Origin of the sequence: Cellulomonas sp. NS3 (assembly GCF_024757985.1) — a bacterium.
GTDB lineage: Bacteria > Actinomycetota > Actinomycetes > Actinomycetales > Cellulomonadaceae > Cellulomonas_A.
In genome coordinates this window covers 1578616-1604561 of the sequence record NZ_CP103289.1, presented here as the reverse complement: position 1 = coordinate 1604561, position 25946 = coordinate 1578616, and the positions used below count along the sequence as shown (strand labels likewise).

The following is a 25946-nucleotide window of genomic DNA, read 5'->3' as shown; positions in this document are numbered from 1 at the left end:
CGGCGATGACGCGGCGCGGCCGCGGCGGAAGTGGGCGATCCTCGCGTGTCCCAGAAGGCAGAGCCAGTCTCGAGCAAGGCCGATTTCGGCGCCAACGAGTGGCTCGTCGACGAGCTGTACGAGCAGTACCTCAAGGACAAGAACGCGGTCGACCCCGCGTGGTGGGAGTTCTTCGAGGGCTACAAGCCGGGCGAGGGCGGTGACGGCAACGGCGCCGGCGCACCGGCGGCCCCGGCGGCTCCCGCGGTGACGCAGGCTCCTCCCGCGCCGGCGGGCTCCGACGCCCGGACGACGGCCCAGCCGGCACCCGCCCCGGCCCAGCCGGCCGCCGTCCCGGCGCCCGCGCCTGCGGCCTCAGCCCCTGCGAGCACCGCCCCCGACGAGACGGCGATCCCCGAGCCTGCCGAGCCCGTGGCGACGATCCCGCCGGTCGCGACCGCGCAGCCCGCCACCGCGCCGTACGCCGAGGTCGCCACGGCGCACCGCCCCGCCCCGGCCGACGCCGCCGAGCCGACCGACGAGGTCCAGAAGCTCCGCGGCCCCGCCGCGCGCGTCGTGACCAACATGGAGGCCAGCCTCGAGGTCCCGACGGCGACGTCGGTGCGCGCCGTCCCGGCCAAGCTCATGGTCGACAACCGCATCGTCATCAACAACCACCTCGCGCGCGGCCGCGGCGGCAAGATCTCGTTCACGCACATCATCGGGTTCGCGCTCGTCGAGGCGCTCAAGGACATGCCCGCGATGAACGCCGGCTACAGCCTGCTCGACGGCAAGCCCGCGGTGACGACCCCCGCGCACGTCAACCTCGGCCTCGCGATCGACCTCGCCAAGCCCGACGGCACGCGTCAGCTGCTCGTCCCGAGCATCAAGAAGGCCGAGACGCTCGACTTCGCGCAGTTCTGGAGCGCGTACGAGGACGTCGTGCGGCGTGCGCGCGGCAACAAGCTCACGGTCGACGACTTCGCCGGCACGACGATCTCGCTGACGAACCCGGGGACGATCGGCACCGTGCACTCGGTGCCGCGCCTCATGGCCGGGCAGGGCACGATCGTGGGCGTCGGCGCGATGGACTTCCCCGCCGAGTTCGCCGGGACGTCCGAGGACCAGCTCAACCGCATGGGCATCTCCAAGGTGCTCACGCTCACCTCCACGTACGACCACCGCATCATCCAGGGCGCGCAGTCCGGCGACTTCCTGCGGATCCTCGCGAACAAGCTGCTGGGCCAGGACGACTTCTACGACCGCGTCTTCCGGTCGCTGCGCGTGCCGTACGAGCCCGTCCGCTGGGTCCGCGACTCGCCGTCGGACCCCGACACCGAGGCGACCAAGCCGGCGCGCATCGCCGAGCTGATCCACTCCTACCGCTCGCGCGGCCACCTCATGGCGGACACCGACCCGCTCGCGTACCGCCAGCGCAAGCACCCCGACCTGGACATCCAGAACCACGGCCTCACGCTGTGGGACCTCGACCGGGTCTTCCCGACCGCCGGGTTCACGGGCAAGCCCCGCGCCAAGCTCCGCGACATCCTCGGGCTCCTGCGTGACTCGTACTGCCGCTCGATCGGCATCGAGTACATGCACCTGCAGGACCCCCGCCAGCGCCGCTGGCTCCAGGAGCGCCTCGAGTCCGGGTACGCGCGCACCCCGCGCGAGGACCAGCTGCGGATCCTGCGCCGCCTCAACGCCGCCGAGGCGTTCGAGACGTTCCTGCAGACCAAGTTCGTCGGCCAGAAGCGCTTCTCGCTCGAGGGCGGCGAGGCCGTCATCCCGCTGCTCGACGCGATCCTGTCGAAGGCCGCGGACAACGGGCTCGACGAGGTCGGCATCGGCATGGCCCACCGCGGGCGCCTCAACGTCCTGGCGAACATCGCCGGCAAGTCGTACGGGCAGATCTTCAGCGAGTTCGAGGGCAACCAAGACCCCAAGTCCGTCCAGGGCTCGGGCGACGTGAAGTACCACCTCGGCACCGAGGGCACCTTCACCGCCGAGTCGGGCGCGACGACCCAGGTCTACCTCGCGGCGAACCCCTCGCACCTCGAGGCGGTGGACCCGGTGCTCGAGGGCATCGTGCGCGCCAAGCAGGACCGCATCGACCTCGGTGGCGACGGGTTCTCGGTGCTGCCGATCCTCATCCACGGCGACGCGGCGTTCGCAGGCCAGGGCGTGGTGTGGGAGACGCTGAACCTCGCGCAGCTGCGCGGCTACCGCACCGGCGGGACCGTGCACGTCATCATCAACAACCAGGTCGGCTTCACGACCGGCCCCTCGTCGTCGCGCTCCTCCCAGTACGCGACGGACATCGCCAAGGGTCTGCAGGTCCCGATCCTGCACGTCAACGGCGACGACCCCGAGGCGTGCGTGCGCGTCGCGGAGCTCGCGTTCGAGTACCGCGAGCAGTTCGACCGCGACGTCATCATCGACATGGTCTGCTACCGCCGCCGCGGCCACAACGAGGGCGACGACCCCTCGATGACGCAGCCGCTCATGTACAACCTCATCGAGGCGAAGCGGTCGGTGCGCAAGCTCTACACCGAGACGCTCGTCGCGCGCGGCGACATCACGCTCGAGGAGGCCGAGCACGTCCTCAAGGACTACCAGGCCCAGCTCGAGCGCGTGTTCACCGAGACGCGTGAGGGTGGGTACACCCCGCCGCCGTCGAGCGAGCCGGTCGCGGGCCTCGAGCGGCCCGAGTCCCAGCTCGAGGACGCCGGGATGATGGTCGGCTGGAAGACCGCGGTCGCGCCCGCGGTGCTCGAGCGCATCGGGCGCGCGCACGTGCGCCCGCCGGAGGGCTTCACCGTCCACCCGAAGCTCGCGCAGCTCCTGACCAAGCGCGAGCAGATGTCCCGCGAGGGCAACGTCGACTGGGGCTACGGCGAGCTGCTCGCGTTCGGGTCGCTGCTCATCGAGGGCACCCCGGTGCGCCTCGCGGGCCAGGACTCGCGTCGCGGCACGTTCGTCCAGCGCCACGCGGTGATGCACGACCGCGAGACCGGCGCCGAGTGGACGCCGCTGCTGTACCTCTCGGCGGACCAGGCGAAGTTCTGGTGCTACGACTCCTCGCTGAGCGAGTACGCGGCGCTCGGCTTCGAGTACGGCTACTCGGTCGAGCGGCCCGACGCGCTCGTGCTGTGGGAGGCGCAGTTCGGCGACTTCATCAACGGCGCCCAGACCGTGATCGACGAGTTCATCACCTCGGCCGAGCAGAAGTGGGGCCAGCGCTCGTCGGTCGTGCTGCTGCTCCCCCACGGGTACGAGGGCCAGGGCCCCGACCACTCGTCGGGCCGCATCGAGCGGTTCCTGCAGATGTGCGCCGAGGACAACATCACGGTCGCGCAGCCGTCGACGCCCGCGTCGCACTTCCACCTGCTCCGCCGCCAGGCGTACTCCCGGCCGCGCCGCCCGCTCGTGGTCTTCACGCCCAAGTCCATGCTGCGCCTCAAGGCCGCGTCGTCGTCGGTCGAGGACTTCACGACGGGCACGTTCCGCCCGGTCATCGGCGACGACCTCGCCGCCGCCAAGGCGAACCAGGTCGACCGCGTGCTGCTCTGCTCGGGCAAGGTCTACTGGGACCTGCTCGCGCACCGCGTGACGTCGGGCGACGAGCGCACGGCGATCGTCCGGCTCGAGCAGCTCTACCCGCTCGAGGGCGACGCGCTCCGCGAGGCGCTCGCGCCGTTCGGCGACGCCGAGCTCGTGTGGGTGCAGGATGAGCCCGAGAACCAGGGCCCGTGGTCGCACATCTCGATGCACGCGCCCCAGCTCCTGGGCCGCACGCTCCGGGTCGCCTCGCGCGCCGCCTCGGCGTCGCCCGCAGCCGGCTCGGCGAAGAAGCACCAGGCCGAGCAGGCGCGGCTCGTCGAGACGGCGTTCGCCCGCTGACCGCCCCGCGCACGACCTGCGCGCACGACAACGACGCCGCGCTCCCGTCCGGGGGCGCGGCGTCGGTCGTCGACGCCGCGATCGCCTGCGGTCGCTCGCTCGCGGATCTCTCGTCGGTGAGCGCGCCGCCGGACGTCCGGCGGCGCTTCGGGCGCGGCGACGTCAGACGCTGACGGCCTCGGCGGCGGGGCCGACCTCCGTGGTTCCCCCGACCTCGGCGGGGCAGGCGAACGTGCGCCGGTACGCCTGCGGGCTCGTGTCGAGCGCACGCGCGAAGTGGTGGCGGAGCACCGACGCGCTGCCGAAGCCGCACCGGCGCGCGATCTCCTCGACGCTCGCGTCGGTCCGCTCGAGCATCTCCTGCGCGCGGGCGAGCCTCTGGCGCGTGACCCACGCGGCGGGCGTCGTGCCGGTCTCGGCGCGGAACCGGCGCGCGAAGGTGCGCTCGGACATCAGGGCGCGCGCGGCGAGCTCGGGGACGGCGAGCTCGGCGTCGAGGTGCTCGACCATCCACGCGAGCAGCGGCGCGAGGGTGTCGGCGTCGCACGGGAGCGGGGTGTCGACGTACTGGGCCTGCCCGCCGTCCCGGTGCGGCGGGACGACCATGCGGCGGGCGATCGCGGCGGCGGGGGCGGTGCCGAGCTCGCGGCGCACGAGGTGCAGGCACGCGTCGATGCCCGCGGCGGTGCCGGCGCTCGTGATGACCCCGTCGTCCTCGACGTAGAGGACCGCCGGGTCGACCTGCGCGAGGGGGTACTCGCGCGCGAGCCGGTCGGTGTACATCCAGTGCGTCGTGCAGCGGCGGCCGTCGAGCAGGCCGGCTTCGGCGAGCCCGAACGCGCCGCTGCAGACGCTGAGCACCCAGGCGCCCCGCGCGTGCGCAGCGCGCAGCGCCACCGCGACGCTCTCGGGGAGCTGCAGGGACGAGCCGTAGGCGGGCAGGACGACGAGGTCGACGCCCTCGGTCGCGTCGAGCCCGCGCTCGACCATGATGCCGATGCCGAGCTTCGTCGGGACCAGGCCGGGCTCGACGGTGCAAATCGTGAAGTCGAACGACGGTCCCCCGGTGTCACGCCGGTCGATGCCGAAGACCTCGCACACGACGCCGAGCTCGAACGGGGCGACGCCGGGCAGGACGATCGCGGTGACGGAGCGCAGCATGCGGACAGTATGGGCATGCCGTTGGCAGAAGATCAACGAGGACCGTCGGATCTGCCACTGTCGGCAGGATCGGTACCGTCGCAGACTTTCTGCCATGGGCCTCTTCCTGATCGTCCTCGCCGCCGCTCTCCTCCTCTGGTGGGTCGCCCGCCTCGTCGCCACGCTCCGCAGCGACGGGTACGGGTTGCGGCCCCCGCCGCCCTCCCACGAGCACGACCGGCCGCTGCGCGTGTGAGCACCTCCCCGCGCCGCCCGTCGGCCCCGCAGCGCCTCCACCCGCACGGGTGATCCGGCGCGCCTGCGGATGACCGCTCGCACACGCGTACGGCCTGAGACACTGTGGGCCGGACTGTGCCGGGGACCGGGGGACCACTCCCGAGCCCACGGACGCGCGAGACGGGTGGGAGTGATGACTGTGGGCGAGCTGCCGGTGCGCCTGGCGGTGATCGGCGACGAGCTCGCCGCGGGCGTCGGCGACCCCAAGGGCCTCGGCTGGGTCGGTCGCGTCGCCGGGCGCACGCGCACCGCCGCGCCGCTCGGTGTCTTCACGCTCGCGGTGCCGGGCGAGACCACGACGGCGCTCGGCGCCCGGTGGGAGGAGGAGGTCGCGCGCCGGTTCACCCCGGACGCCGACAACCGCCTCGTGATCGCGCTCGGCCGGGCGGACGCGGGTGCCGGGCTCTCGCTCGCGCGCAGCCGGCTCAACCTCGCGAACATCCTCGACGTCGCGGAGCAGCGTCGCGTCCCGGCGTTCGTGGTCGGGCCCCCGCCCGGGCGTGCCGTCGACGGCGACGCGCTGGCCGACCTCTCGGCGGCGTACGGCGACGTCGCGATGCGCCGGCGCGTGCCGTACGTCGACACCTACGAGCCGCTCGCGGCGCACGAGCAGTGGCTCGGAGACCTCGCGGCCGGCGACGGGCTGCTTCCCGGGCAGGCCGGCTACGGGCTCATGGCCTGGCTCGTGCTGCACACCGGCTGGCACACGTGGCTCGGCCTCCCGGACGACCCTGCCTGACGGGCAGCACCGCGCCCCCGGGCACCCCCGGATGCGCCCGGGTCGCTCTGGGCACGGGGGTCGCGGCCCGGCGCGCCACCACGGCGTACCGGCGCCGGGGCACCGACCTGCCGTCCGCCGCGAGACGACCGGTAGACCACCGCGGCGCCCGCGGACGGCCGCGGACCGCTAGGAGACCAGGCCCGCCGCGCGCAGCTCGACCGTGAGGTCCTGCGGGTTCGACGCGACGGAGCACGCCTCCTCGTACGTCACGACGTCGTCGCGGATGAGCTCGAAGAGGTGCTGGTCGAACGTCTGCATCTTGTAGTAGTCGCCCTCGCGGATGAGGTCGAGCAGCGGCGGCGCGTTCTGCGGGTCGACGATGGCGTCGGCGGTGCGGCCCGTGTTGACCATGACCTCGATCGCCGCGCACCGCCCCGTGCCGTTGGCGCGCCGGACGAGGCGCTGCGAGACGATCCCGCGCAGCGCCTGCGCGAGCGCGACGCGCACCTGCTTCTGCTCGTGCGGCGGGAAGAAGTCGACGATGCGGTTGATCGTCTCGCCCGCGTCGATCGTGTGCAGCGTCGAGAGGACGAGGTGCCCGGTCTCCGCGGCCGACAGCGCGGCGCGCACCGTCTCGACGTCACGCATCTCGCCCACGAGGATCACGTCGGGGTCCTGGCGCATGGCCGCACGCAGCGCGGCCGTGAAGTCGGCGGTGTCCTGGCCGACCTCGCGCTGGGAGATGATCGCCTTCTTGTCCTGGTGCAGGATCTCGATCGGGTCCTCGATCGTCACGATGTTGACCTCGCGGTACACGTTGATGAGGTCGACCATCGAGGCGAGCGTCGTCGTCTTGCCCGAGCCCGTCGGGCCGGTGACGAGGACGAGGCCGCGCGGCTCGAGCGCGAGCTCGCCCACGACCTCCGGCAGCCCCAGCTCGCCGAGCGACTGCGCGCCGACGGCGACCCGGCGGAAGACCATGCCGAACGTGCCGCGCGCCTGGTACGCGTTGACGCGGAACCGCCCGACGCCCGGGACCGAGTACGCGAAGTCCGCCTCGTGCGTGTGCCGGAACGACTCCACGAGCTCCTCGGGGACGACCTCGGCGACCATGTGCTCGGTGTCGCGCGGCTTGAGGTCGGGGACCTGCAGCTTGCGCAGGCGGCCGTCGACGCGGATGCGTGGTGCGGAGCCGACCTTCACGTGCAGGTCGGAGCCGCCCGTGCTCGCAAGGGCGTGCAGGAACGGGATGACCGACAGGGGCTCACTCACCTCCGTCCTATCGGGACCCGCGCGCGCGCACTTGAACGTTCGGACGGGCGGTTTCCCGGGGAGCGCCCCGACGCGCGCCCGCACCGGTGCACGCGTCGGCGCAGGGTGGGGACGGACCGCGCACCGACCCACCCCTGCGCTGTGGGACCATGGACGCGAATCCGGCGCACAGCACGCGCGCCAGAACCCGAGGAGACACCGATGAGCAAGCGCGGACGCAAGCGCCGTGCCCGCAAGGGCAGCGCAGCGAACCACGGCAACCGTCCCAACGCCTGAGGCGTTGGCGCACGGTCGCTGAGACGACGAGGGGCCCGGTGCGGTTGCACCGGGCCCCTCGTCACGTCCTGGGCGTCACGCCGCCGTGCCACGCACGGCACCCGGAGGTCGACGCGCGCCGCGCACCGCCCGACGGGCGACGCGTCAGCTCTCGGCCGGCTCGACCCGCGCGACCGTCAGCCGCTCGTGGATGCGCAGCCGCAGGTCCGCGGGCGCCTCCTCCTGGCAGCAGCGCTTCACGAGCTTCTTGACCACGGCCTCGACGTCGTACTCGCCGAGGCACGGCTCGCACTCCTCGAGGTGCGCCCGCACGCGCTCGGCGTCGGGGGCGTCCAGCTCCGAGTCGAGGTACTCGAACAGCCGCCCGAGCGCCTCGTCGCAGTCCGTGCCGCACGCGCTCACCGCGGGTGCGCCGTGACCCGGCTCCTGCGTGCTCATCGCGTCCCCTCCGGCGTCGTCGTCCCGACCAGCCCGCGCTCGCGCGCGTAGTCCTGCAGCATCTCGCGCAGCTGCGCCCGACCGCGGTGCAGCCGCGACATGACCGTCCCGATCGGCGTGCCCATGATCTCGGCGATCTCCTTGTACGCGAAGCCCTCGACGTCCGCGAGGTACACCGCGATGCGGAAGTCCTCGGGGATGCGCGCGAGGGCGTCCTTGACGTCGGAGTCGGGCAGGTGGTCGAGCGCCTCGGCCTCGGCGGAGCGCAGCCCGCTCGAGGTGTGCGACTCGGCGCGCGCGATCTGCCAGTCCTCGATCTCCTCGGCCGCCGACTGCTGCGGCTCGCGCTGCTTCTTGCGGTACGTGTTGATGAAGGTGTTCGTCAGGATCCGGTACAGCCACGCCTTGAGGTTCGTGCCCGGGCGGTACTGGTGGAACGCCGCGAACGCCTTCGCGAAGGTCTCCTGCACCAGGTCCTCGGCGTCGGCCGGGTTGCGCGTCATGCGCAGCGCGGCACCGTAGAGCTGGTCGAGGTACACGAGAGCCTCCGCCTCGAACCTCTCGGTGCGGGCGGTGTCGTCCTCGGCCTCGGGGGCGCGGTTCGTGTCCTCGGTCATCGACGCCGAGCCTAGTGCCGCCGGGACGGGCAGACCCGCCAGGGGGGTCGCGGCGTCGAGCGCGACGCGCACGGTGCGGGCACCGCCGGTGCGCGGCGCCTCCCCGGTGGGGCTGCCGACGACGCCGGCGGGCGGTGGGCTCGTGTCGAGCACGACGCTCGGGCTCTCGGTGGCGCAGCTCATGACACTGGTCAACGCGAGCAGGGGCAGGTCGATTCCCGGGCGCGGAGCCGCAGGTCGAGGACTAGCGTGGCGGCATGACGGACTCGAGGTTCCTCCAGCTGCTCCGCGCCCAGATCGGCCACGAGTTCGACGCGCACCAGCAGTACGTCGCGATCGCAGTGTGGTTCGACGGGCAGGACCTCCCCCAGCTCGCGCGCCACTACTACCGCCAGGCGGTCGAGGAGCGGAACCACGCGCTCATGATCGTGCAGTACCTGCTCGACCGTGACCTCGACGTCGCGATCCCCGCGGGCAGCCCGGTGCGCAACGACTTCACCACCGTCATCGACCCGATCGCTCTCGCGCTCGCGCAGGAGACGCAGGTGACGGAGCAGATCGAGGCGATCTTCCGCGCGGCCCGCGAGGAGGGCGACGCGCTCGGCGAGCAGTTCCTCCTGTGGTTCCTCAAGGAGCAGGTCGAGGAGGTCGCCTCGGCGCGCACGCTCCTCACCGTCGCGACGCGCGCACGGGACAACCTGTTCGACCTCGAGAACTACGTGGCCCGGGAGCAGATCGGCGACGGCGGTGAGTCGTCCGACGCACCCGCAGCCGCAGGCGGTGCGCTGTGAGCCGCCGACCCCGGGCCCGCACCGCCTGACACCCCGTCCCGTCCCGACCCGTCCGCCGACCCAGGAGGTCCCCGATGCTGCTCCGCCGGTTCGCCCGTCCGCTCTTCGCGTCCTCGTTCGTCCAGCAGGGGGTCGACGCCGTGCGGCACCCCGCCGCGCACGTCGAGGTCGCGCGCGGGGCGCTCGAGCGCGTCACCGCGACGGTCCCCCGCGGCACGGTCCCCGTGCTGGACCGCTACCGCGAGCCGACGCCGGGACAGCTCACGATGCTCGTCCGGGTGCACGGCGCCGCGACGGCGCTCGCCGGTCTCGCGTTCGCGCTCGGCCGCGCGCCCCGCACGTCGGCGCTCCTGCTCGCCGCCCTGACCGCTCCCCTCGCCGCGGCCGACCTGCCCGGGAAGAAGGGCACCGGCGTCGCAGGGCCGGAGGCCGCGCGGGAGCGGCGCGCCCACCTGCTGCGCACGCTGTCCGCGACGGGTGGCGCACTGCTCGCGGCCGCGGACTACGCGGGACGCCCCGGGGTGTCGTGGCGCCTCGCCCGGTTCCGCGACGACCACGCGCACGTGCCGGCGGCGATCGCGTCGAAGGTGCCCGGGCGGGACTGAGCCGGCAGGTCCGGGTCCGGCGGCACCCCGCACGTCCGACCCGGTCCGCACGCGCCGGTCCACCGGCCGCAGGTCCAGCGCGTCGCCGCGACGGCCCGCGCCGTGGGCCGGCGAGACCCGGCGACGGGCCTGCCGATAACCTGGCGGCATGACGACCGACGCGCTGACCGACCGGCCCGACGCCGAGCACGACGCCGCTCTCTGGTCCGCGCCACCGGCGCCCGGTCCGCTCGACGCGACCGTCGAGGTCCCCGGGTCCAAGTCGCTCATGAACCGCTACCTCGTCATGGCCGCCCTCGCGGACTCCCCGAGCCTGCTGCGCGGGGCGCTGCGCTCGCGCGACACGCTGCTGATGGCCGCGGCGCTGCGCTCGCTGGGCGTCGGTGTCGAGGACGCGCCGGGGACGGCGACGGACTGGGTCGTGACCCCGGGAGCCCTGCGCGGCGGGACGGACGTCGACTGCGGCCTCGCCGGCACGGTCATGCGCTTCCTGCCCGCGGTCGCGGCGCTCGCCGACGGCCCGGTCCGCTTCGACGGCGACCCGCACGCGCGCGTCCGCCCCATGGGCCCCGTGCTGCGGGCGCTGCGGGCGCTCGAGGTCCCGGTCGACGAGCACGGCGAGCCGGGCCACCTGCCGTTCAGGGTGACGGGTCGTGGGCGGGTCCGCGGCGGGCACGTGGACGTCGACGCCTCCGGCTCGAGCCAGTTCGTGTCCGGGCTGCTGCTCGCCGCCGCGCGGTTCGAGCAAGGGCTGACGCTGCGCCACACCGGCCCGACTCTGCCGAGCCTCCCCCACATCGAGATGACCGTCGACGTCCTGCGGGCGGCCGGGGTCACGGTCGACGACTCGCGCCCCACCATCTGGCGCGTCGAGCCCGGCACGATCGCGGGCCGGGACGTCCGGGTCGAGCCGGACCTGTCGAACGCCGCCCCGTTCCTGTGCGCGGCGATGATCGCGGGCGGCACGGTCCGCGTGCCCGGCTGGCCCGCGCACACGACGCAGCCGGGCGGGCTGCTGCCCGGGATCCTCGAGCGCATGGGCGCCACGACGCAGCTCGACGGTGACGTGCTCGCGGTCACGGGCACGGGCCGGATCCACGGCCTCGACCTCGACCTGCACGCCGCGGGCGAGCTCACGCCGACGATCGCGGCGCTTGCCGCTCTGGCCGACTCCCGCACCCGCATCCGCGGCGTCGCGCACCTGCGCGGCCACGAGACCGACCGGCTCGCGGCCCTGTCGACCGAGATCACGCGCCTCGGCGGGCAGGCGGAGCAGACGTCCGACGGGCTCGTGATCACGCCCCGCCCGCTCACGGGCGGCACGGTGCGCACCTACGCCGACCACCGCATGGCCACCGCAGGCGCGCTGCTCGGGCTCGCCGTGCCGGGCGTGCGCGTCGAGGACGTCGCGACGACCGCGAAGACCATCCCCGACTTCGTCGGCCTGTGGTCGGGCATGCTCGGATGACCGCCGCCGCACGAGCCCACGGACGAGGCGTCTGACCGTGCCGCGTCGCCCGCTCGACGAGTCCGACGTCCGCATCCGCCCGGGGCGCCGCGGCTCGCGCCCCCGCACGAAGACGCGCCCCGAGCACGCCGACTCCGAGGTCGCCCTGGTCACGGGCGTCGACCGCGGCCGGTACACCGTGCTCGCGGACGCGGGCGGGCCCGACGAACGACCCGTGACCGCGATGAAGGCGCGCGAGCTCGGGCGTGAGCGGGTGGTCCCCGGTGACCGGGTCGACCTCGTGGGCGACACGTCGGGCGCCGAGGGGACGCTCGCGCGCATCGTCCGGATCGTCGAACGCACGACCGTCCTGCGCCGCACGGCCGACGACTCCGACCCCGTCGAGCGCGTGATCGTCGCCAACGCCCACCAGCTCGTGATCGTCACGGCCCTCGCCGACCCCGAGCCGCGCACCCGCATGATCGACCGCTGCGTCGTCGCGGCGTACGACGCGGGCATGGACGCGCTCCTCGCGCTCACGAAGGCCGACCTCGCCGACCCCGCTCCCCTCGTCGCGCTGTACGAGCCGATCGGCGTCCGCGTCGTCGTCACGAGCCGCGGCCCGGACGGCATCGTCGGGCTCGACGAGGTGCACCGGGCGCTCGCGGGGCGCACCTCGGTGCTCGTCGGGCACTCGGGGGTCGGGAAGTCGACGCTCGTGAACGCGCTGGTGCCGGGTGCCTACCGTGCGACGGGGGTCGTCAACGACGTCACGGGCCGGGGGCGGCACACGTCGTCGTCCGCGATCGCGCTGCGCGTCCAGGTCCCCGAGCTCGAGGGCGACGCCCCGACGTGGGTCATCGACACCCCCGGCGTCCGGTCGTTCGGTCTCGCCCACGTCGACCCGACACGGCTGCTGTCCGCGTTCGCCGATCTCGCTGCCGTCGGCGAGGAGTGCCCGCGCGGGTGCACGCACACCGCGGACGCCCCGGACTGCGCGCTCGACGAGTGGGTCGCCGACGCCCCCGACGCCGAGGCCCGGGCCGCGCGCGCCGCCCGCGTCGAGTCGTTCCGTCGGCTGCTCGCGAGCCGTACGGGCGCAGCCGACCCCGAGGCTCCGCCGGTCTCCGCCGCCCCCGACACGCCGACCGCGCCGGGCGCCTGACCGGGTGCTCCCCCCGGTGCGGGGCACGCGCCGCTAGGTTGTCCGGCATGAGCCTGCGCCCCGGGTACGCCGACGACCTGCGACTCGCCCACGTCATCGCCGACCAGGTCGACTCGGTGACGATGGCGCGCTACAAGGCCCAGGACCTGCGCGTCGAGACCAAGCCCGACCTCACCCCGGTCACCGACGCCGACCGCACCGCGGAGGAGATCGTGCGCGGCCAGCTCAGCCGGGCCCGGTCCCGCGACGCCGTGCACGGCGAGGAGATGGGTGACACGGGCCACGGGCCGCGCCGGTGGGTCATCGACCCGATCGACGGGACCAAGAACTTCGTGCGCGGAGTCCCCGTGTGGGCCACGCTCATCGCGCTCATCGACGGCGACGAGGTCGTCCTCGGGGTCGTGAGCGCCCCCGCGCTCGGCAAGCGCTGGTGGGCCGCCCAGGGCTCGGGCGCGTGGACCGGCAAGTCGCTGGCCGCGGCGACACGCCTGCAGGTCTCCCAGGTCGGGCGGCTCCAGGACGCGTCGTTCTCCTACTCGAGCCTGTCCGGGTGGGAGGAGCGCGGCCGGCTCGAGCACCTCCTCACGCTGACCCGCCGGGTGTGGCGCACGCGCGCGTACGGCGACTTCTGGTCGCACGTGCTCGTCGCCGAGGGCGCCGTCGACCTGTCCGCCGAGCCCGAGCTCGCGCTGCACGACATGGCTGCGCTCGTGCCGATCGTCACCGAGGCCGGCGGGCGGTTCACGTCCGTGACCGGCGTGCCCGGGCCGTTCGGCGGGTCGGCGCTCGTCTCGAACGGGAAGCTGCACGACGCGGCGCTGCAGATCCTCGACCCGATCGACGGCTGAGGCGGCAGGCCCGCACGACCCGGCTCAGCGCGGGATCGCGCCGAGCTCGCTCGCGTCGTACCAGAGCAGGTCGCGCTCCGAGAGCCGCTCGACGGCGGACTCGTCCCCGGTGAGGGCCGCGCGCACGTCCGCCGCTGCCTCGGGCTCGTCGACGTGGCCGCACGCCACGTCGCGCAGCAGGACGTCGACCGTGACGTCGACGGCGCTCGGGGCGTCGTCCTCGCCGGTCGCGAGCACGACCGCGCCGTCAGGGACGTCGGCCGAGAGCACGAGCCGGAGCTCGGGGACGCCCGGGTGCGCGGCGACCCGCAGCAGCGCGTCGTCGGCTGCCGCGAGCTGGGCCGCGTACTCGAGGCCCTCGTCGTCCTCGTCGGGGAGCGCGGCACGCAGCGCGTCCGTCACCGCGTGCGCGCGCCGTGCGGCGAACGTCGTGCCGCCCGCGGGGTCCGGGGTCGTGCCGAGCTCGTCGAGGGTCGCGGGGAGGTAGATGCGCACGGCACCAGTGTGCCGCGTCAGGGACCGTCCGCCCGCGACGCGCGCGCACCGGCGGGGACGAGCGCGTCGGACCGCTCCGCCTCCCGGGAGCCGCCGGCACGCGCACCCCCGCCGGCGAGCTGCGCCGCGAGGGCCGCGATCGCCCGGCGCGCGGGCGAGCCGGGGACGAGCTCGTGCAGGAGACGGGCCTCGAGCAGCGCGGCGTCGGTGGCCTGGCGGTCGTCGGGGACGAGCACCGGGGCCTGGACCCCCGCGTACCGCTCGAGCGCCGACGCGATCGCCTCCTCCGGCCGCGGCCCGGCGACCGACGCACGCACCTTGTTCACCACGACCGTGCGCCGCCCGGTGAGCCCGAGCTCCGCGAGGTCGCCGAGCGACCGCACGAGCCGCTGCACGCCGATCGGGTCGCCCGCGCCGACCACGACGACCTCGTCGGCCTCGTGGAGCGCCGAGAGCGTCGCGGCGTTGCGGTGCGGTGCATGGGTGTCGTAGCTCAGGACCTCGTCCTGCTCGATGCTGAAGCCGCAGTCCACGACCGTCCAGGCGGACAGCGCCCGGGCGACGGTCCACACCACCTCGAGCGAGGCCGTGGGCAGCTCGGGCCACCGGTCGGCGCGCGAGACGCCCGACAGCACGCGCAGCCCGGGTGCGAGCAGCGGCGTGAGCCGGGCGAGGTGCTCGACGTCGAGCGCGCCCTGGCCGGCGGCGCGCGCCGCGGCGGCGATGCCCGGGGCCTCGTCGAGCAGGCCCACGGCCTGCGCGACCGTCCCGCCGTACGTGTCCGCGTCGACCACGAGGGCGGCGCGCCCGAGCAGCGCGAGCTCGGCGGCGAGGTTGATCGCGAGGGTCGTGCGCCCGGGCGCGCCGGTCGGCCCCCAGACGGCGACGAGCCGGCTCGGCCCGGGCTGCGCGACCTGCTCGTCCGGCGCGACGTACTCCGGACCCGGCGCCGAGGGCTCCGTCGGCGCGGGCGCGAGGGCGTCGGCACCTCCCGACGGCCCCCGCTCGAGCAGCGCCACGACGCTCCGCACGAACGCCGTCGCATCCGTGCCGTCCTCCGGGGCGTCGACGACGAGGTCCACGCCCAGCGCGACCGCCCGTTCCCCCTGCCACGGCAGCGCCGGGTCGCCGAGCCCGACGACCCGGACGCCGCAGCGGTGCAGCGCGGCCACGGCCTCCCGGTCGAGCATGGGCAGGTCGGTCGAGACGAGCGCGACGCGGCCCAGCCCCGCCTCGGCCGCGGCGAGCAGCTCCGTGAGGTCGGCGCACCGGCGGGTCACGCTGAGCCGCCCGGCCGTGCCGTCGACGGCCTGCACGATGCTCGCCTCGGACGCGCCGCGGATGGCGCACAGCACCCCGACGGCCACCCTCAGCCCCCCGTCCCGGGCACGTGGACGACGTGCACCGAGCCCTCGCCGCCCACGGCCGCGAGGACCTCGGGAAGCAGGTCACCCGGCACGAGCACGTGCACCACGGTCGTCCCGCCCGTGACGAACGCGCCCTCGGGCCGACTGACCTGCGCGACCGTCAGCGCGCTCGCGAGCTCGCGCGGCTCGGCGGCCGCGGCACCGGTCTCGGGACCGCGCGCAGGCACCTCCCACAGGTCGACCTGGGCGCCGGCGACCACGTCCTCGGACGGCGCCTCGTCGACCGTGACCGGCACGGGTCGGACGTCGAGCGCACCCGCGTCCCCTAGAGCGCCGCGCGGGACGAGCTCGCCCGGGGCGACGACGCGGAGCGCCACGGTGCCCTCCGGGACGCCGTCCGCGACCGTGACGTACCGCTCGAGCTCGTCGGCGGGGAGGCGGACCTGGGCGACGGCGAGCTCTCCGCCGGTGACGCCCGAGCCGGGGGTGAGCGCGTCGCGCGCGACGTACACGCCCGTCGTCCGCTGCGCCTCCTGCACGACCCACGAGCCCAGCGCGACCGAGCCGGCGATCATCGCGAGGCCGACCAGGAGGCGTGGGTCGCGCCAGCCCGGACGACGCAGCCGCGTCGCGACGGGTGCTGGCAGGTCAAGCACGGACGTACTCATGCGACTCCCTGATGCTGCGCCGGACCGGGTGGAGGTGCCCATCATGCCGACGTTCCGGACATCTCGTGCACACCCTTGTGGACGACGTGGGAGGCGTGCGGTGGCGTGCCACACTGCGGTCATGGCTCCCAGGTTCCTCACGCTGGCCGACGTGACCGAGGTGCTCAACATCTCGGCGGCGCAGGCCTACGCGCTGGTGCGCTCGGGCGAGCTGCCGGCCATCCAGATCGGCGGCCGGCTGCAGTGGCGCGTCGAGGCGAGCGAGCTCGAGCGGTACATCGAGCGCATGTACGCCCAGACGCGTGCGCGCATCGAGACGGAGCACGACGTCGACGAGGGCGCCCAGCGCTGACGTGCCGGCGGGCTCAGCCCGTCCGCACGGCCCGCACGGCCCGGAACGGGACCGCCCACACCGCGCCGGGGCGCGGCACGGGCACCGTGAGGTCGAGGTGGTCGGCGCCCACGCGGTCGACCCGTCCGGTGAGCTCCTCGTCGTCGAGCACGACGCGCACCGTCGCACGGTCCCGGGCGACCGCCCGGAGGGCATGACCCAGCGAGAGCCGCCTCTCGACCGTCCCGGGCGCAGGCGCGGCGTGCACGGGAAGCCCGTGCACCGCGGTGACGGCCGCCGTGGGCACGAGCCAGCGGGCGGGGCCGTCCCCCAGCAGGACCCACTGCTCGGCGACGTCGAGGACGGTGCCCCCGACGCGCAGGGCACCGGAGCGGACCGTCAGCACCTGGCCGTGGGCCGACCTCAGCCGCGCGCGGAGCTCGACCGTCGCGCGCTCGGCCCGCGTGAGCTCCGCGACGTCGGCGGCGGCCTCCGTGGCGCGCGCCGCCTCGAGCTGCGCCTCGAGGTCCGCGAACAGTGACTCCCAGCGCATCCGCCCACGCTAGGGCACACCGGGCGTGGCGCGGGTGCAGCAGCCCCTGTCGGCGGGCACAGCCGGCGCGGCCGGCGTCGGCCTGGGGCGGCTGCCGAGGTCCGGCTGTGGACACGTGATGGACGGGCGCCGCTCCGATGCAGTACACCTAGCGCATCAAGCAACACCAAACTGCATCAAACATCTCCTTCGCAGCACGCCGACGTCCTGCGATCACGAGCTCGGGGGCACGCATGCGAGGACAGCGCACCACCACCACCCGCCCCGGCGTCCGGCTGCTCGCCGCCGCCGCGCTGCCGCTGGGGCTCGCCGCCTCCGCGGCCCTCGCCTGGGCGCTCGCGGTGCGGCTCCGGGCGCTGCTCCCGATGGACCTCGCCACCGCCTCCGTGGACCGGGTGGTCGAGCTGGGCGTCGTCGGTCTCGGGCTCGCCCTCGTGGTGTGGCTGACGTGGGGGCTCGCCCTCGCGACGTCGTGCGCTGCGGCTCGCACGGTCGGACTCACGTGGCGGGCGGGCGAACGCGCCGTCGCCCGTCACGCGCCGAGCGTGGTGCGGCGGGCGCTCGTCGTCGCCCTCGGCGCCGGGCTCGGGGTCTCGGGCGCGGTCGGGGCGCACGCGACGACCCCGGGCGACGGGCTCGACGTCGGGTGGAGCGCGACGACGGCCTCGTCGCCCGCGCCGGTGCCCACGCCCGCGGCGAGCACCTCACCCGGACCTCCCGGCGCGGGACCGGTCACGCCGCCTCCGTCGGCGGCGCACCGGGGCGTGCACGCGCCGGACGCCCTCGACCCCGCGCCCACCAGAGGGTCCGTACCCGCGACACCCTCGGACGCACTCCCGGGATCCGACGCCACTCAGGCCGAGGGCACCGGGCACCGGTCGGGCACCGCGACGACCTCCCCGGCGGGCGGGACGGCACCCGGCGCCGGTGCCGATGCCGTCGCCGCTCGACCCGGCACGCCCGCACCCGCACCCGCAGGCGTCGCGACATGGAACGCGAGCAGTCCGGCGACGCCGGCGTCCGAGAGCGCGACGGCCGCGCGATCGGCCGGCACCGACGCCGGCCCGGCCACCGGCGTCGTCCCGGCACCCGACGCCGGTGCCGGGGCCGGGGCCGGCGCCGGGGACACCGTGGTCGTCGCCGCGGGCGACAGCCTCTGGCGGATCGCGCAGCGGGCGCTCGGGCCCGACGCCACCCACCAGGAGGTCGCGGCCGAGTGGCCGCGGTGGTACGCCGCGAACGCCGACGTCCTCGGTGCCGACCCCGACCTCGTGCTCCCCGGTCAGGTCCTCCGGGCGCCCAGCACCGGCCCGACGCCCGGCGGCACCCCGTGAGCGCCCTCCTGGCCGGAGCGGTCCGTCCTGGAGCGGACCGGCCGCCCTTCGCCCACGGCGGTGCCTCCACCGCCGGACACCCCGTCCGGACCGAGCCGGCCACCGCCCCGGAGGCACGGCGCCCGTCGCCCCTCACCACCGCGCACGCGAAGGAGCCGCACATGACGACGCTCGAGCTCACCCGGGACCGCGGGCACGTCCCGGCCGGCGTCGCCGCGCCCGGGCGCTGCTCCGACACCCCGGACTCGCCCGGCACCGCCGAGGCACCCGCTTCCTCCCTCGGGCGCCCCGTGGTGCCGCGGCACGACGGCGGCGCCACGGGCACCGGCACCCCGAGCGCCTGCGTCGGGCGAACCGGGGACCCCGAGCTCCCTGCAGCACCGTCGACCACCCCCCGGGCCCGGCTCGTCCCGACGCTCCCGCCCGCCGCGCGCCCCGCGCCGGCCACGGGACCGGGCCACACGCGACCGCCGACGCTCGAGCAGCGGCTGCTCGCCCGGCGCCGGGCGACCCTCGCCGCGGAGCGGGCCGCCCGCGCCGCGGAGCCGCCGCGCGAGACAGCCCCGATGCCGGACCCCACGCCGGTGTGCTGCGCCCTCGCGCTCGCCGCCACCGAGGCGATGCGCGGGACCCGGTCGGTCGCGCAGCTCGCACGCTGGGTCAGTCCCGCGGTGTTCGAGCAGCTCGCGGCGCGGGCCGCGCTCACCGTGCGGGTCCTCGGCCGTGGCGCGGCGACCCGGCGGCCCGAGGTCCTCCGCGTCCGGGTGTGCCGGCTCGGCGAGCACGTCGCGGAGGCGGCGGTCGTCGTCGACGACGGCACGCGGGTGCGGGCGGTCGCGCTGCGCCTGGAGATGTGGCGCGGTGCCTGGCGCGCCGTCGCGTTCGAGATCGGCTGACCACCTCCCCGCACCCACGCGACCGCGCCGGCCCGGCGCGGCGCACCTGCGGTCAGACGACGGGGACGCGGCGATCACGCCGCACCTCGCGGCAGCGCGACGACGGGGACCGCCGGGCGTGGTGCCCGGCGGTCCCCGTCGTGGTGCGCGACCCCGGGCCGCGCGGTGGATCAGCCCTGCTTGCGCTTCGCGGCCTTGCGGCGCTCCTCGCGGTTCGTCGGAGCCGCGGCAGCACCGCCCGCGCCGTCGCCGTCGCTCGCCCCGCCCGCGGCACCCGCGTCACCGTCGATGGACGGTGCCGAGTACTGCAGCGGCGCACGGCGCTCGGGGCCGTCGATGCCCTTGGCGACGAGCTTCGGGGCGGCGGGTGCGGCCGGCGCGGCGCCGGGGAGCGTCCCGCCGGCGGCCGCAGCGGCCTGGGCCGCGGACCGCGCGCTGACGACCGGGGCACCCGGTGCGCCCTCGGCGTCGGCCACCTTGACCTCGAGGTTGAAGAGGTAGCCGACCGACTCCTCCTTGATCGCGTCCGTCATCGCGTTGAAGAGCTGGAAGCCCTCACGCTGGTACTCGACGAGCGGGTCGCGCTGGGCCATCGCCCGCAGGCCGATGCCCTCCTTGAGGTAGTCCATCTCGTAGAGGTGCTCGCGCCACTTGCGGTCGAGGACCGAGAGGATGACGCGACGCTCGAGCTGACGCACGTTCTCCGCACCCAGCTCGGCTTCGCGGGCGGCGTAGGCGTGCTCCGCGTCGGAGAGGACCTCGGCCTCGATGAGCTCCGCGCTCAGGCGGGTCGCCCCGCCGGCCTGGTCGACGACCTCGTCGGGCGTGATCGACACCGGGTAGACCGCCTTGAGCGCCGTCCACAGCGCGTCGAGGTCCCACTCCTCCGGGCGGCCCTCGGCGGTCGCCGCGGCGACGTACGCGCTGAGCACGTCCTTCGTGAAGTGCTGGATCTGCTCCTGGAGGTCCTCGCCCTCGAGGACGCGGCGCCGCTCGTCGTAGATGACGGTCCGCTGGCGCGAGAGGACGTCGTCGTACTTCAGGACGTTCTTGCGGATCTCGAAGTTGCGCGCCTCGACCTGCGACTGCGCGCTCTGGATGCCGCGCGTGACGATCTTCGACTCGAGCGGCAGGTCGTCGGGGAAGCCCGCACGCGTCATGAGCGACTCGGCGAGGCCCGAGTTGAACAGGCGCATGAGGTCGTCCTGGAGCGACAGGTAGAACCGGGACTCGCCCGGGTCGCCCTGACGGCCCGAGCGGCCACGCAGCTGGTTGTCGATGCGGCGGGACTCGTGCCGCTCGGTGCCGAGCACGTACAGCCCGCCGAGCTCGACGACCTCGTCGTGCTCCGCGGCGACGGCCTCGGTCGCCTTGGCGAGCGCGCCGGGCCACGCGGCCTCGTACTCCTCCGCGTTCTCGGCGGGGTCCAGCCCGCGGTCGGCGAGCTCGGCGACCGCCATGAACTCGGCGTTGCCGCCGAGCATGATGTCGGTGCCACGTCCGGCCATGTTGGTCGCGACCGTCACGGCGCCCTTGCGGCCGGCCTGCGCGACGATCGACGCCTCACGCGCGTGCTGCTTGGCGTTGAGGACCTCGTGCGGGACGCCCTGCTTCTTGAGCTTCGAGGAGAGCAGCTCACTCTTCTCGACGCTGACCGTGCCGACGAGGACGGGCTGGCCCTTGGCGTGGCGCTCGACGATGTCGGCGACGACCGCGTCGTACTTGCCGTCCTCGTTCTTGTAGACGAGGTCGCCCTGGTCGATGCGCTGCATCGGACGGTTCGTCGGGATCGGGACGACGCCGAGCTTGTAGGTGCCGAGGAACTCGGCCGCCTCGGTCTCGGCGGTGCCGGTCATGCCCGCGAGCTTCGAGTACAGGCGGAAGTAGTTCTGCAGCGTGATCGTGGCGAGCGTCTGGTTCTCCGCCTTGATGTTCACGCCCTCCTTGGCCTCGATGGCCTGGTGCATGCCCTCGTTGTAGCGGCGGCCCGGGAGGATGCGGCCCGTGTGCTCGTCGACGATCAGGACCTCGCCGTTGATGACGACGTAGTCCTTGTCGCGCTTGAAGAGCTCCTTGGCTTTGATCGCGTTGTTGAGGAACCCGATGAGCGGCGTGTTCAGCGACTCGTACAGGTTGTCGATGCCGAGGTAGTCCTCGACGCGCGCGATGCCGGGCTCGAGGACGCCGACCGTGCGCTTCTTCTCGTCGACCTCGTAGTCGCGCTCGACCTGCAGGCGGCGGACGACCTTGGCGAACTCGGCGTACCAGCGGTTCGTGTCGCCCGACGCGGGCCCCGAGATGATGAGCGGGGTGCGCGCCTCGTCGATGAGGATCGAGTCGACCTCGTCGACGATCGCGAAGTTGTGGCCGCGCTGCACGAGCTCCTCGGAGCTCCACGCCATGTTGTCGCGCAGGTAGTCGAAGCCGAACTCGTTGTTGGTGCCGTACGTGATGTCCGCCGCGTACTGCTCGCGGCGCTGCGCGGGGGTCTGGTTCGACAGGATGACGCCGCTGGTCAAGCCGAGGAACCGGTACACGCGGCCCATGAGCTCGGCCTGGTAACTCGCCAGGTAGTCGTTGACCGTGACGACGTGGACGCCCTTGCCGGTGAGCGCGTTGAGGTACGCGGGGGCGGTCGCAACCAGCGTCTTGCCCTCACCGGTCTTCATCTCGGCGATGTTGCCGAGGTGCAGCGCCGCGCCGCCCATGAGCTGCACGTCGAAGTGCCGCTGGCCGAGCGTGCGCCGCGCGGCCTCGCGGACCGCCGCGAACGCCTCGGGCAGCAGGTCGTCGAGCGACGCACCGTCGGCCAGCCGGGCCCGGAAGCGGTCCGTCTCCTCGCGGAGCTCGGCGTCGGACAGGCTCTCGAAGTCCGACTCGAGCACGTTGACCTGCTGAGCGAGACCGGACAGCTTCTTGACGATCCGGCCTTCGCCGAAGCGCAGGACCTTCTCGAGGATCGCAGGCACGCGTGACTCCCGACGTTGACTGGCCCCGCACGCCGGCGGCATCGGGGCGAGCTCGGTGTGCCCGACCGCGCGGCCGGGCCCCGACCATCGTAGGCGAGGTCAGGGTCTCGGTCGAAGAACCACCACAGCCGCCCCGAGCAGGGCGCCGCCGACGAGCCCCGGCCAGCCGAGCCGGTCGCCCAGCAGCAGCGCCGCGAGCACGGCGCCGGTGAGTGGCTCGAGGAGCGCGACGACCGCCGCCGTGGTCGGCGGGACCGTACGCAGCCCCGTGAAGTACGCGCCGTACGCGAGCGCCGTCGGCACGAGACCGAGGAACGCGAGCAGCAGCCAGCCGGTGGGCCCCGACCCCGCGGGCGGCAGCGCGAGCCCTCCCCCGAGCGTCGCCGCGACGGGGAGCAGGATCACGCCGCCGAGCGTGAACGACAACGCCGTCAGCGGCAGCGGCGCGAGGCCCGGCACCGGGCGGCTGTTGAGCACCGTCATCGTCGCGAACGCGGCCGCCGAGACGAGCGCGAGGAGCGCCCCCGCCGTCGCGCCCGGCCCGGTGGGCACGCCGACGAGCAGCACGAGGCCCGCGAGCGCGAGGCCCAGGGCGACGAGCACACGAGCCGCGGGACGTCGCCGGCTCGCGGCGACGGTCGCAGCCGCGACAAGCACGGGCGACGCCCCGAGGGCCACGAGCGTCGGGACCGACACGGACGCGATGCCCACGGCGACGAAGTAGAACGCCTGGTAGACGGCCGCGAGCGCCGCCGTCACCGCGACGCGGACCACGACCGCGCGCGAGCGGCCGACGCCCGCGAGCCGGCCGGCGAGCGCGAGCACGGCGACGAGCACGACGCCCCCGACCAGCAGTCGGTACGACGCCACGGCGAGCATCGGCAGGTCCGTCTCGCGCGCGAGCACCGTCCCCGCGACGCCGCCGGTGCCCCACAGGAGCGCGCCGAGCACCACGAGCGCGAAGCCGTCGAGGGCCCGGCGCCGGCCCGCGGGCACGGCCGCCGCCGCCGCGCCGCCGCCGGGCCCGGGCGGCACGTCACCATGAGCAGCGGGCACGGCCGCCGGACCCGCGGCCACGGCACCCGGACCGTCGGCACCCGCCATCGCGGTGTCGCCCGACGGCGCCTCGCCGGGTTCCCCGGCCGCCCGCCGCCCCGGCGCCGGTCCGTCGGGCGCGCTCACCCGGACAGCGCCGCGGCGAGCGGCAGCGCGAGGTCCCCGCGCAGCTCCCGGCCCTCCCCCGCGGCGGCCGGGGCGCCGACCTCGATCCCGTCGAGCCCCAGCCAGCGCGCGAGCACCTCGAGCTCGGCGGCGAGCTCCGCCGGGACGTCCGCCGCCTGCTCGCTCCTCGTCCTGCGCTCTGCCGCCGCAGTCGGCGCCGGCGGTGCGGTGTGGGCCGCGTGCACGCGCAGCACGCCCGCGCGGCGGTCGGCCTTGAGGTCCACGAGCGCCGCGAGCCGCTCGCCGAGCAGGAAGGGCAGCACGTAGTAGCCGTGCACGCGCTTGGGCGCCGGCACGTAGATCTCGATGCGGTACCGCAGCCCGAAGAGCTCCTCGAGCCGCCGGCGCTCGAACACGAGCGGGTCGAACGGGCTGAGCAGCGTGCGTCCCTCCGCGCGGCGCGGGAGCGACGCGTCGCGGTGCAGGTACACCGGCCGGTCCCACCCCCGCACGGCGACGGGGCGCAGCACCCCGTCGTCGACGAGCTCGGTGACCGCGCCGGCCACCCGGGGGCCCGTGAGCCGGAAGTAGTCGGCGAAGCAGCGCGCCGTCCCGATGCCGTGCGCACGCGCGCCGATCTCGACGAGCGCGCGGACCGCGTCCTCGTCCGACGGCTCGGGCAGCGCCACGACCTCGGGCGGGAGCACGCGCTCCGTGAGGTCGTAGCACCGCTCGAACTGGGCGTTCCGGCGCGCGGCGGTGACCTCCCCGGTGAAGAAGAGAAACTCGAGCGCGCGCTTGGCGACGGTCCAGTTCCACCCCCACTCGGTGCGGTCGGCCGGGTGCTCGTGCTCGTACAGCGCGTGCACCTGGCTCGCCGTCATCGGGCCGGACGTCGCGATCAGGTCGCGGATCTCGCGGACGACGCCGGCGTGCTGGAGCGGGACGTCCCGGATCGTGCCCCACGCGTAGGTCAGGTAGCCGCGCCGGCGCCACCCGAGCAGCCGGTACGTCTCGGGCGGCACGAACGACGCCTCGTGCGCCCACGCCTCGACGAGGCGGCGCGGCGCACGGCCCGCGGCCCGGTCGAGCAGCGCGGGGTCGTAGGGGCCGACGCGGGAGTACGTCGGCATGAGGTGCGCGCGGGCCAGCACGTTGACCGAGTCGATCTGGAGCAGGCCGAGCCGGTCGACGACGCCCTGCAGGTGGCGCATCGTCACGGCGCCGGGCCGGCGGGCGCGCGCCCGGTCGAGCCCCTGCGCGCGCAGGGCGATGCGCCGGGCCTGCGACAGCGAGAGGACCTTGGACGAGGGTCCCGGCGCCGGGAGGGCGGCCACGGCGTCCGGACGCGGAGCGGGGCGGGAGGTGGGCACCGGCCCATCCTGCCGCCCCGCTCCGACACTCAGGGCGCGCTCCCCCAGCGCGCCGTCACCGCCCGGCTCAGCCGACGGCGGCCGTGGCCTCGACGGGCTTGGGGCTCAGTGTCGCCACGGGGGTGTCGAGCTTGATCACGCCGTAGCTCCAGCCGCGCCGCCGGTAGGCGACCGAGGGCTGCGCCGTCTCGACGTCGATGAACAGGAAGAAGTCGTGACCGACGAGCTCCATCTCGTAGAGGGCGTCGTCGATCGTCATGGGCTGCGCGGTGTGCACCTTCTCGCGGATGACGACCGGCGAGTCGCCGAGGGTCGTCTCGACCGCCTCGCCGGGTGCGGGGGCGGGCGCGGGGGGCTCGTCGGACACCTCGGGCGGGCGCACGTCGACGGGCGTGAGGGGGGTGTGGTTGCGGTGGTCCTTGCGCCGGTCGCGCGAGCGGCGCAGGCGCTCCTGGAGCTTGGCGATCGCGAGGTCCAGCGCGGCGTACCGGTCGTCGGCGCAGGCCTCGGCACGGATCACGGGTCCCTTGTCGACGACCGTGAGCTCGACGCGCTCGGCGACGCCCGCCTGACGGGGGTTGCGCTCGTGCGAGACCTCGACGTCGATGCGCTGGGCCCGGGGCGCGAGCTGCGCGAGCTTCGTCAGCTTCTCCTCGGCGTGCCGGCGGAACTTCTCCGGAACCTCGGTGTGACGACCTGCGACCACGATGTCCATGTGATCCTCCTGGAGGACGAGGGGGGCGGCTGCCCGCCCGGTGACGTGCACGTGTGCCCCTGAGGGCCGGACGACGGGCACCACCTCCTCCTGCATCCGGGGCGAGCGTGCGGACAGGTCTCGTCCGCCGGTCGCGCCGCCTCCGGTGCTGTCGGTTCGTTCCCTCACGCTAGTCCCGCGGCGTCCGGACGACCAATCGCCCTCGCTGCTCCGTCCGGGTGGTGGCGTCGCTGCGAGCGCCCAGCCGGCGAGCACCGCGGCGCCCGCGCCGACGAGCGCGTCCTCGCACGCGGCGAGGGTCGCGCCCGTGGTCAGGACGTCGTCGACGAGCAGCACCGGGACGCCCGCGAGACCGCCCGGGACGCCGCGGGCGGTCACCTGGCCGGCGAGGTTGCGTCCGCGCGCCCGACCCGAGAGCCCCACCTGGTCGCGGCCCCGACCGCGTCGGCCGAGGCACGGCCGTGCGCGGGCCGGGACCCCGGACGTCCTCAGCCCGGACGCGACCGCCACCGCGAGGCGTCCGACCAGGTCCTCGCCCCGGCGGCGGCGCGCGGCCCGCGTCGAGGGAGCGGGCACGACGAGCAG

Annotated in this window: 24 protein-coding genes; 12 read left to right on the top strand and 12 right to left on the bottom strand. The window is 75.0% G+C overall.

The annotated features are described in order from the left end of the window. The first annotated feature begins 45 nt into the window (after nt 1-45). The gene (locus tag NXY84_RS07355; RefSeq protein ID WP_258726455.1) at nt 46-3882 is read left to right on the top strand and encodes a multifunctional oxoglutarate decarboxylase/oxoglutarate dehydrogenase thiamine pyrophosphate-binding subunit/dihydrolipoyllysine-residue succinyltransferase subunit; all 3837 of its coding nucleotides are present in this window, start codon (nt 46-48) and stop codon (nt 3880-3882) included. A 162-nt stretch (nt 3883-4044) separates the two neighbouring features. On the opposite strand, the gene NXY84_RS07350 is transcribed toward NXY84_RS07355, so the two are convergent. After that, nucleotides 4045-5043, bottom strand: a complete 999-nt coding sequence (locus NXY84_RS07350) for a GlxA family transcriptional regulator (protein ID WP_258726454.1) — start codon at nt 5041-5043, stop codon at nt 4045-4047. A 94-nt stretch (nt 5044-5137) separates the two neighbouring features. On the opposite strand from NXY84_RS07350, the gene NXY84_RS07345 reads away from it, so the two are divergent. Continuing rightward, nucleotides 5138-5278 carry a hypothetical protein gene (locus NXY84_RS07345; protein ID WP_258726453.1) on the top strand — a complete coding sequence of 47 codons (141 nt, stop codon included), beginning with the start codon at nt 5138-5140 and terminating at the stop codon, nt 5276-5278. 174 nt (nt 5279-5452) lie between these two features. Continuing rightward, the gene (locus NXY84_RS07340; protein ID WP_258726452.1) at nt 5453-6058 is read left to right on the top strand and encodes a GDSL-type esterase/lipase family protein; all 606 of its coding nucleotides are present in this window, start codon (nt 5453-5455) and stop codon (nt 6056-6058) included. Nucleotides 6059-6226: 168 nt separating this feature from the next. Here NXY84_RS07340 and NXY84_RS07335 read toward each other — a convergent pair whose 3' ends face one another. Further along, nucleotides 6227-7312 (bottom strand): type IV pilus twitching motility protein PilT, encoded by a 1086-nt coding sequence (locus tag NXY84_RS07335; protein WP_258726451.1) that lies wholly within the window; start codon nt 7310-7312, stop codon nt 6227-6229. A gap of 201 nt (nt 7313-7513) precedes the next feature. Between NXY84_RS07335 and NXY84_RS21845 the strand changes: the two genes are divergently transcribed. Continuing rightward, nucleotides 7514-7588 carry a 50S ribosomal protein bL37 gene (locus NXY84_RS21845; protein ID WP_371861044.1) on the top strand — a complete coding sequence of 25 codons (75 nt, stop codon included), beginning with the start codon at nt 7514-7516 and terminating at the stop codon, nt 7586-7588. A 144-nt stretch (nt 7589-7732) separates the two neighbouring features. On the opposite strand, the gene rsrA is transcribed toward NXY84_RS21845, so the two are convergent. Beyond that, nucleotides 7733-8026, bottom strand: a complete 294-nt coding sequence (gene rsrA / locus NXY84_RS07330) for a mycothiol system anti-sigma-R factor (RefSeq protein ID WP_258726450.1) — start codon at nt 8024-8026, stop codon at nt 7733-7735. Further along, nucleotides 8023-8826 (bottom strand): sigma-70 family RNA polymerase sigma factor, encoded by an 804-nt coding sequence (locus NXY84_RS07325; RefSeq protein WP_309485062.1) that lies wholly within the window; start codon nt 8824-8826, stop codon nt 8023-8025. The genes rsrA and NXY84_RS07325 overlap by 4 nt, the downstream gene beginning before the upstream one ends. A gap of 74 nt (nt 8827-8900) precedes the next feature. Here NXY84_RS07325 and NXY84_RS07320 point away from each other — a divergent pair, with 74 nt between their 5' ends. The 5 genes from NXY84_RS07320 to NXY84_RS07300 all read left to right on the top strand — a co-directional run bounded on the left by NXY84_RS07320 (nt 8901) and on the right by NXY84_RS07300 (nt 13499). After that, nucleotides 8901-9434, top strand: coding sequence for a ferritin (locus NXY84_RS07320; RefSeq protein ID WP_034635088.1), 534 nt, complete (start codon nt 8901-8903; stop codon nt 9432-9434). A 74-nt stretch (nt 9435-9508) separates the two neighbouring features. Then, nucleotides 9509-10039 carry a DoxX family protein gene (locus NXY84_RS07315; RefSeq protein WP_258726449.1) on the top strand — a complete coding sequence of 177 codons (531 nt, stop codon included), beginning with the start codon at nt 9509-9511 and terminating at the stop codon, nt 10037-10039. 148 nt (nt 10040-10187) lie between these two features. Further along, the gene (aroA, locus tag NXY84_RS07310; RefSeq protein WP_258726448.1) at nt 10188-11507 is read left to right on the top strand and encodes a 3-phosphoshikimate 1-carboxyvinyltransferase; all 1320 of its coding nucleotides are present in this window, start codon (nt 10188-10190) and stop codon (nt 11505-11507) included. A 37-nt stretch (nt 11508-11544) separates the two neighbouring features. Next, entirely contained in the window at nt 11545-12651 is a 1107-nt protein-coding gene (gene rsgA, locus NXY84_RS07305) for a ribosome small subunit-dependent GTPase A (RefSeq protein WP_258726447.1), read from the top strand. Nucleotides 12652-12698: 47 nt separating this feature from the next. Next, the gene (locus NXY84_RS07300; protein WP_258726446.1) at nt 12699-13499 is read left to right on the top strand and encodes an inositol monophosphatase family protein; all 801 of its coding nucleotides are present in this window, start codon (nt 12699-12701) and stop codon (nt 13497-13499) included. 24 nt (nt 13500-13523) lie between these two features. Here the strand turns inward: NXY84_RS07300 and NXY84_RS07295 are convergent, their stop codons facing one another. The 3 genes from NXY84_RS07295 to NXY84_RS07285 are packed head-to-tail and all read right to left on the bottom strand — an operon-like array spanning nt 13524 to nt 16029. Then, nucleotides 13524-13994, bottom strand: a complete 471-nt coding sequence (locus NXY84_RS07295) for a DUF6912 family protein (protein WP_258726445.1) — start codon at nt 13992-13994, stop codon at nt 13524-13526. Nucleotides 13995-14011: 17 nt separating this feature from the next. After that, nucleotides 14012-15349, bottom strand: a complete 1338-nt coding sequence (locus tag NXY84_RS07290; RefSeq protein WP_258726444.1) for an AAA family ATPase — start codon at nt 15347-15349, stop codon at nt 14012-14014. Between the two features lie 14 nt (nt 15350-15363). After that, on the bottom strand, nt 15364-16029 hold the full coding sequence (locus tag NXY84_RS07285) for a hypothetical protein (protein ID WP_258726443.1): 666 nt from the start codon (nt 16027-16029) through the stop codon (nt 15364-15366). Nucleotides 16030-16150: 121 nt separating this feature from the next. Here NXY84_RS07285 and NXY84_RS07280 point away from each other — a divergent pair, with 121 nt between their 5' ends. Then, the gene (locus NXY84_RS07280; RefSeq protein ID WP_183295769.1) at nt 16151-16381 is read left to right on the top strand and encodes a helix-turn-helix domain-containing protein; all 231 of its coding nucleotides are present in this window, start codon (nt 16151-16153) and stop codon (nt 16379-16381) included. Nucleotides 16382-16394: 13 nt separating this feature from the next. On the opposite strand, the gene NXY84_RS07275 is transcribed toward NXY84_RS07280, so the two are convergent. Next, nucleotides 16395-16913 (bottom strand): hypothetical protein, encoded by a 519-nt coding sequence (locus NXY84_RS07275; protein WP_258726442.1) that lies wholly within the window; start codon nt 16911-16913, stop codon nt 16395-16397. A 233-nt stretch (nt 16914-17146) separates the two neighbouring features. Here NXY84_RS07275 and NXY84_RS07270 point away from each other — a divergent pair, with 233 nt between their 5' ends. Then, a complete protein-coding gene (locus NXY84_RS07270; RefSeq protein ID WP_258726441.1) occupies nt 17147-18247 on the top strand; it encodes a LysM peptidoglycan-binding domain-containing protein in 1101 nt (366 codons plus the stop codon). A 161-nt stretch (nt 18248-18408) separates the two neighbouring features. After that, a complete protein-coding gene (locus NXY84_RS07265; protein WP_258726440.1) occupies nt 18409-19143 on the top strand; it encodes an Rv3235 family protein in 735 nt (244 codons plus the stop codon). Nucleotides 19144-19313: 170 nt separating this feature from the next. On the opposite strand, the gene secA is transcribed toward NXY84_RS07265, so the two are convergent. From secA to hpf, 4 genes are all read right to left on the bottom strand, one after another. Then, nucleotides 19314-22112 (bottom strand): preprotein translocase subunit SecA, encoded by a 2799-nt coding sequence (gene secA / locus NXY84_RS07260; protein ID WP_258726439.1) that lies wholly within the window; start codon nt 22110-22112, stop codon nt 19314-19316. A 99-nt stretch (nt 22113-22211) separates the two neighbouring features. Next, nucleotides 22212-23294 (bottom strand): DMT family transporter, encoded by a 1083-nt coding sequence (locus NXY84_RS07255; RefSeq protein WP_258726438.1) that lies wholly within the window; start codon nt 23292-23294, stop codon nt 22212-22214. Then, nucleotides 23291-24610 carry a winged helix-turn-helix domain-containing protein gene (locus NXY84_RS07250; protein WP_258727140.1) on the bottom strand — a complete coding sequence of 440 codons (1320 nt, stop codon included), beginning with the start codon at nt 24608-24610 and terminating at the stop codon, nt 23291-23293. Before NXY84_RS07250 ends, NXY84_RS07255 begins: the two co-directional genes overlap by 4 nt. Nucleotides 24611-24713: 103 nt before the next feature. Further along, nucleotides 24714-25361 (bottom strand): ribosome hibernation-promoting factor, HPF/YfiA family, encoded by a 648-nt coding sequence (hpf, locus tag NXY84_RS07245; protein ID WP_258727139.1) that lies wholly within the window; start codon nt 25359-25361, stop codon nt 24714-24716. Between the last annotated feature and the right edge of the window lie 585 nt (nt 25362-25946).

Bases quoted from the DNA above. Each gene is read 5' to 3' on its own strand.
- NXY84_RS07350 (WP_258726454.1), bottom strand. From the start codon at position 5,043: ATGCTGCGCTCCGTCACCGCGATCGTCCTGCCCGGCGTCGCCCCGTTC.
- NXY84_RS07285 (WP_258726443.1), bottom strand. From the start codon at position 16,029: ATGAGTACGTCCGTGCTTGACCTGCCAGCACCCGTCGCGACGCGGCTG.
- NXY84_RS07265 (WP_258726440.1), top strand. From the start codon at position 18,409: ATGACGACGCTCGAGCTCACCCGGGACCGCGGGCACGTCCCGGCCGGC.
- hpf (WP_258727139.1), bottom strand. From the start codon at position 25,361: ATGGACATCGTGGTCGCAGGTCGTCACACCGAGGTTCCGGAGAAGTTC.
- NXY84_RS07275 (WP_258726442.1), bottom strand. From the start codon at position 16,913: ATGCGCTGGGAGTCACTGTTCGCGGACCTCGAGGCGCAGCTCGAGGCG.
- NXY84_RS07280 (WP_183295769.1), top strand. From the start codon at position 16,151: ATGGCTCCCAGGTTCCTCACGCTGGCCGACGTGACCGAGGTGCTCAAC.
- NXY84_RS07320 (WP_034635088.1), top strand. From the start codon at position 8,901: ATGACGGACTCGAGGTTCCTCCAGCTGCTCCGCGCCCAGATCGGCCAC.
- NXY84_RS07300 (WP_258726446.1), top strand. From the start codon at position 12,699: ATGAGCCTGCGCCCCGGGTACGCCGACGACCTGCGACTCGCCCACGTC.
- NXY84_RS07325 (WP_309485062.1), bottom strand. From the start codon at position 8,826: ATGAGCTGCGCCACCGAGAGCCCGAGCGTCGTGCTCGACACGAGCCCA.
- NXY84_RS07270 (WP_258726441.1), top strand. From the start codon at position 17,147: ATGCGAGGACAGCGCACCACCACCACCCGCCCCGGCGTCCGGCTGCTC.
- NXY84_RS07315 (WP_258726449.1), top strand. From the start codon at position 9,509: ATGCTGCTCCGCCGGTTCGCCCGTCCGCTCTTCGCGTCCTCGTTCGTC.
- NXY84_RS07345 (WP_258726453.1), top strand. From the start codon at position 5,138: ATGGGCCTCTTCCTGATCGTCCTCGCCGCCGCTCTCCTCCTCTGGTGG.
- NXY84_RS07340 (WP_258726452.1), top strand. From the start codon at position 5,453: ATGACTGTGGGCGAGCTGCCGGTGCGCCTGGCGGTGATCGGCGACGAG.
- aroA (WP_258726448.1), top strand. From the start codon at position 10,188: ATGACGACCGACGCGCTGACCGACCGGCCCGACGCCGAGCACGACGCC.
- rsrA (WP_258726450.1), bottom strand. From the start codon at position 8,026: ATGAGCACGCAGGAGCCGGGTCACGGCGCACCCGCGGTGAGCGCGTGC.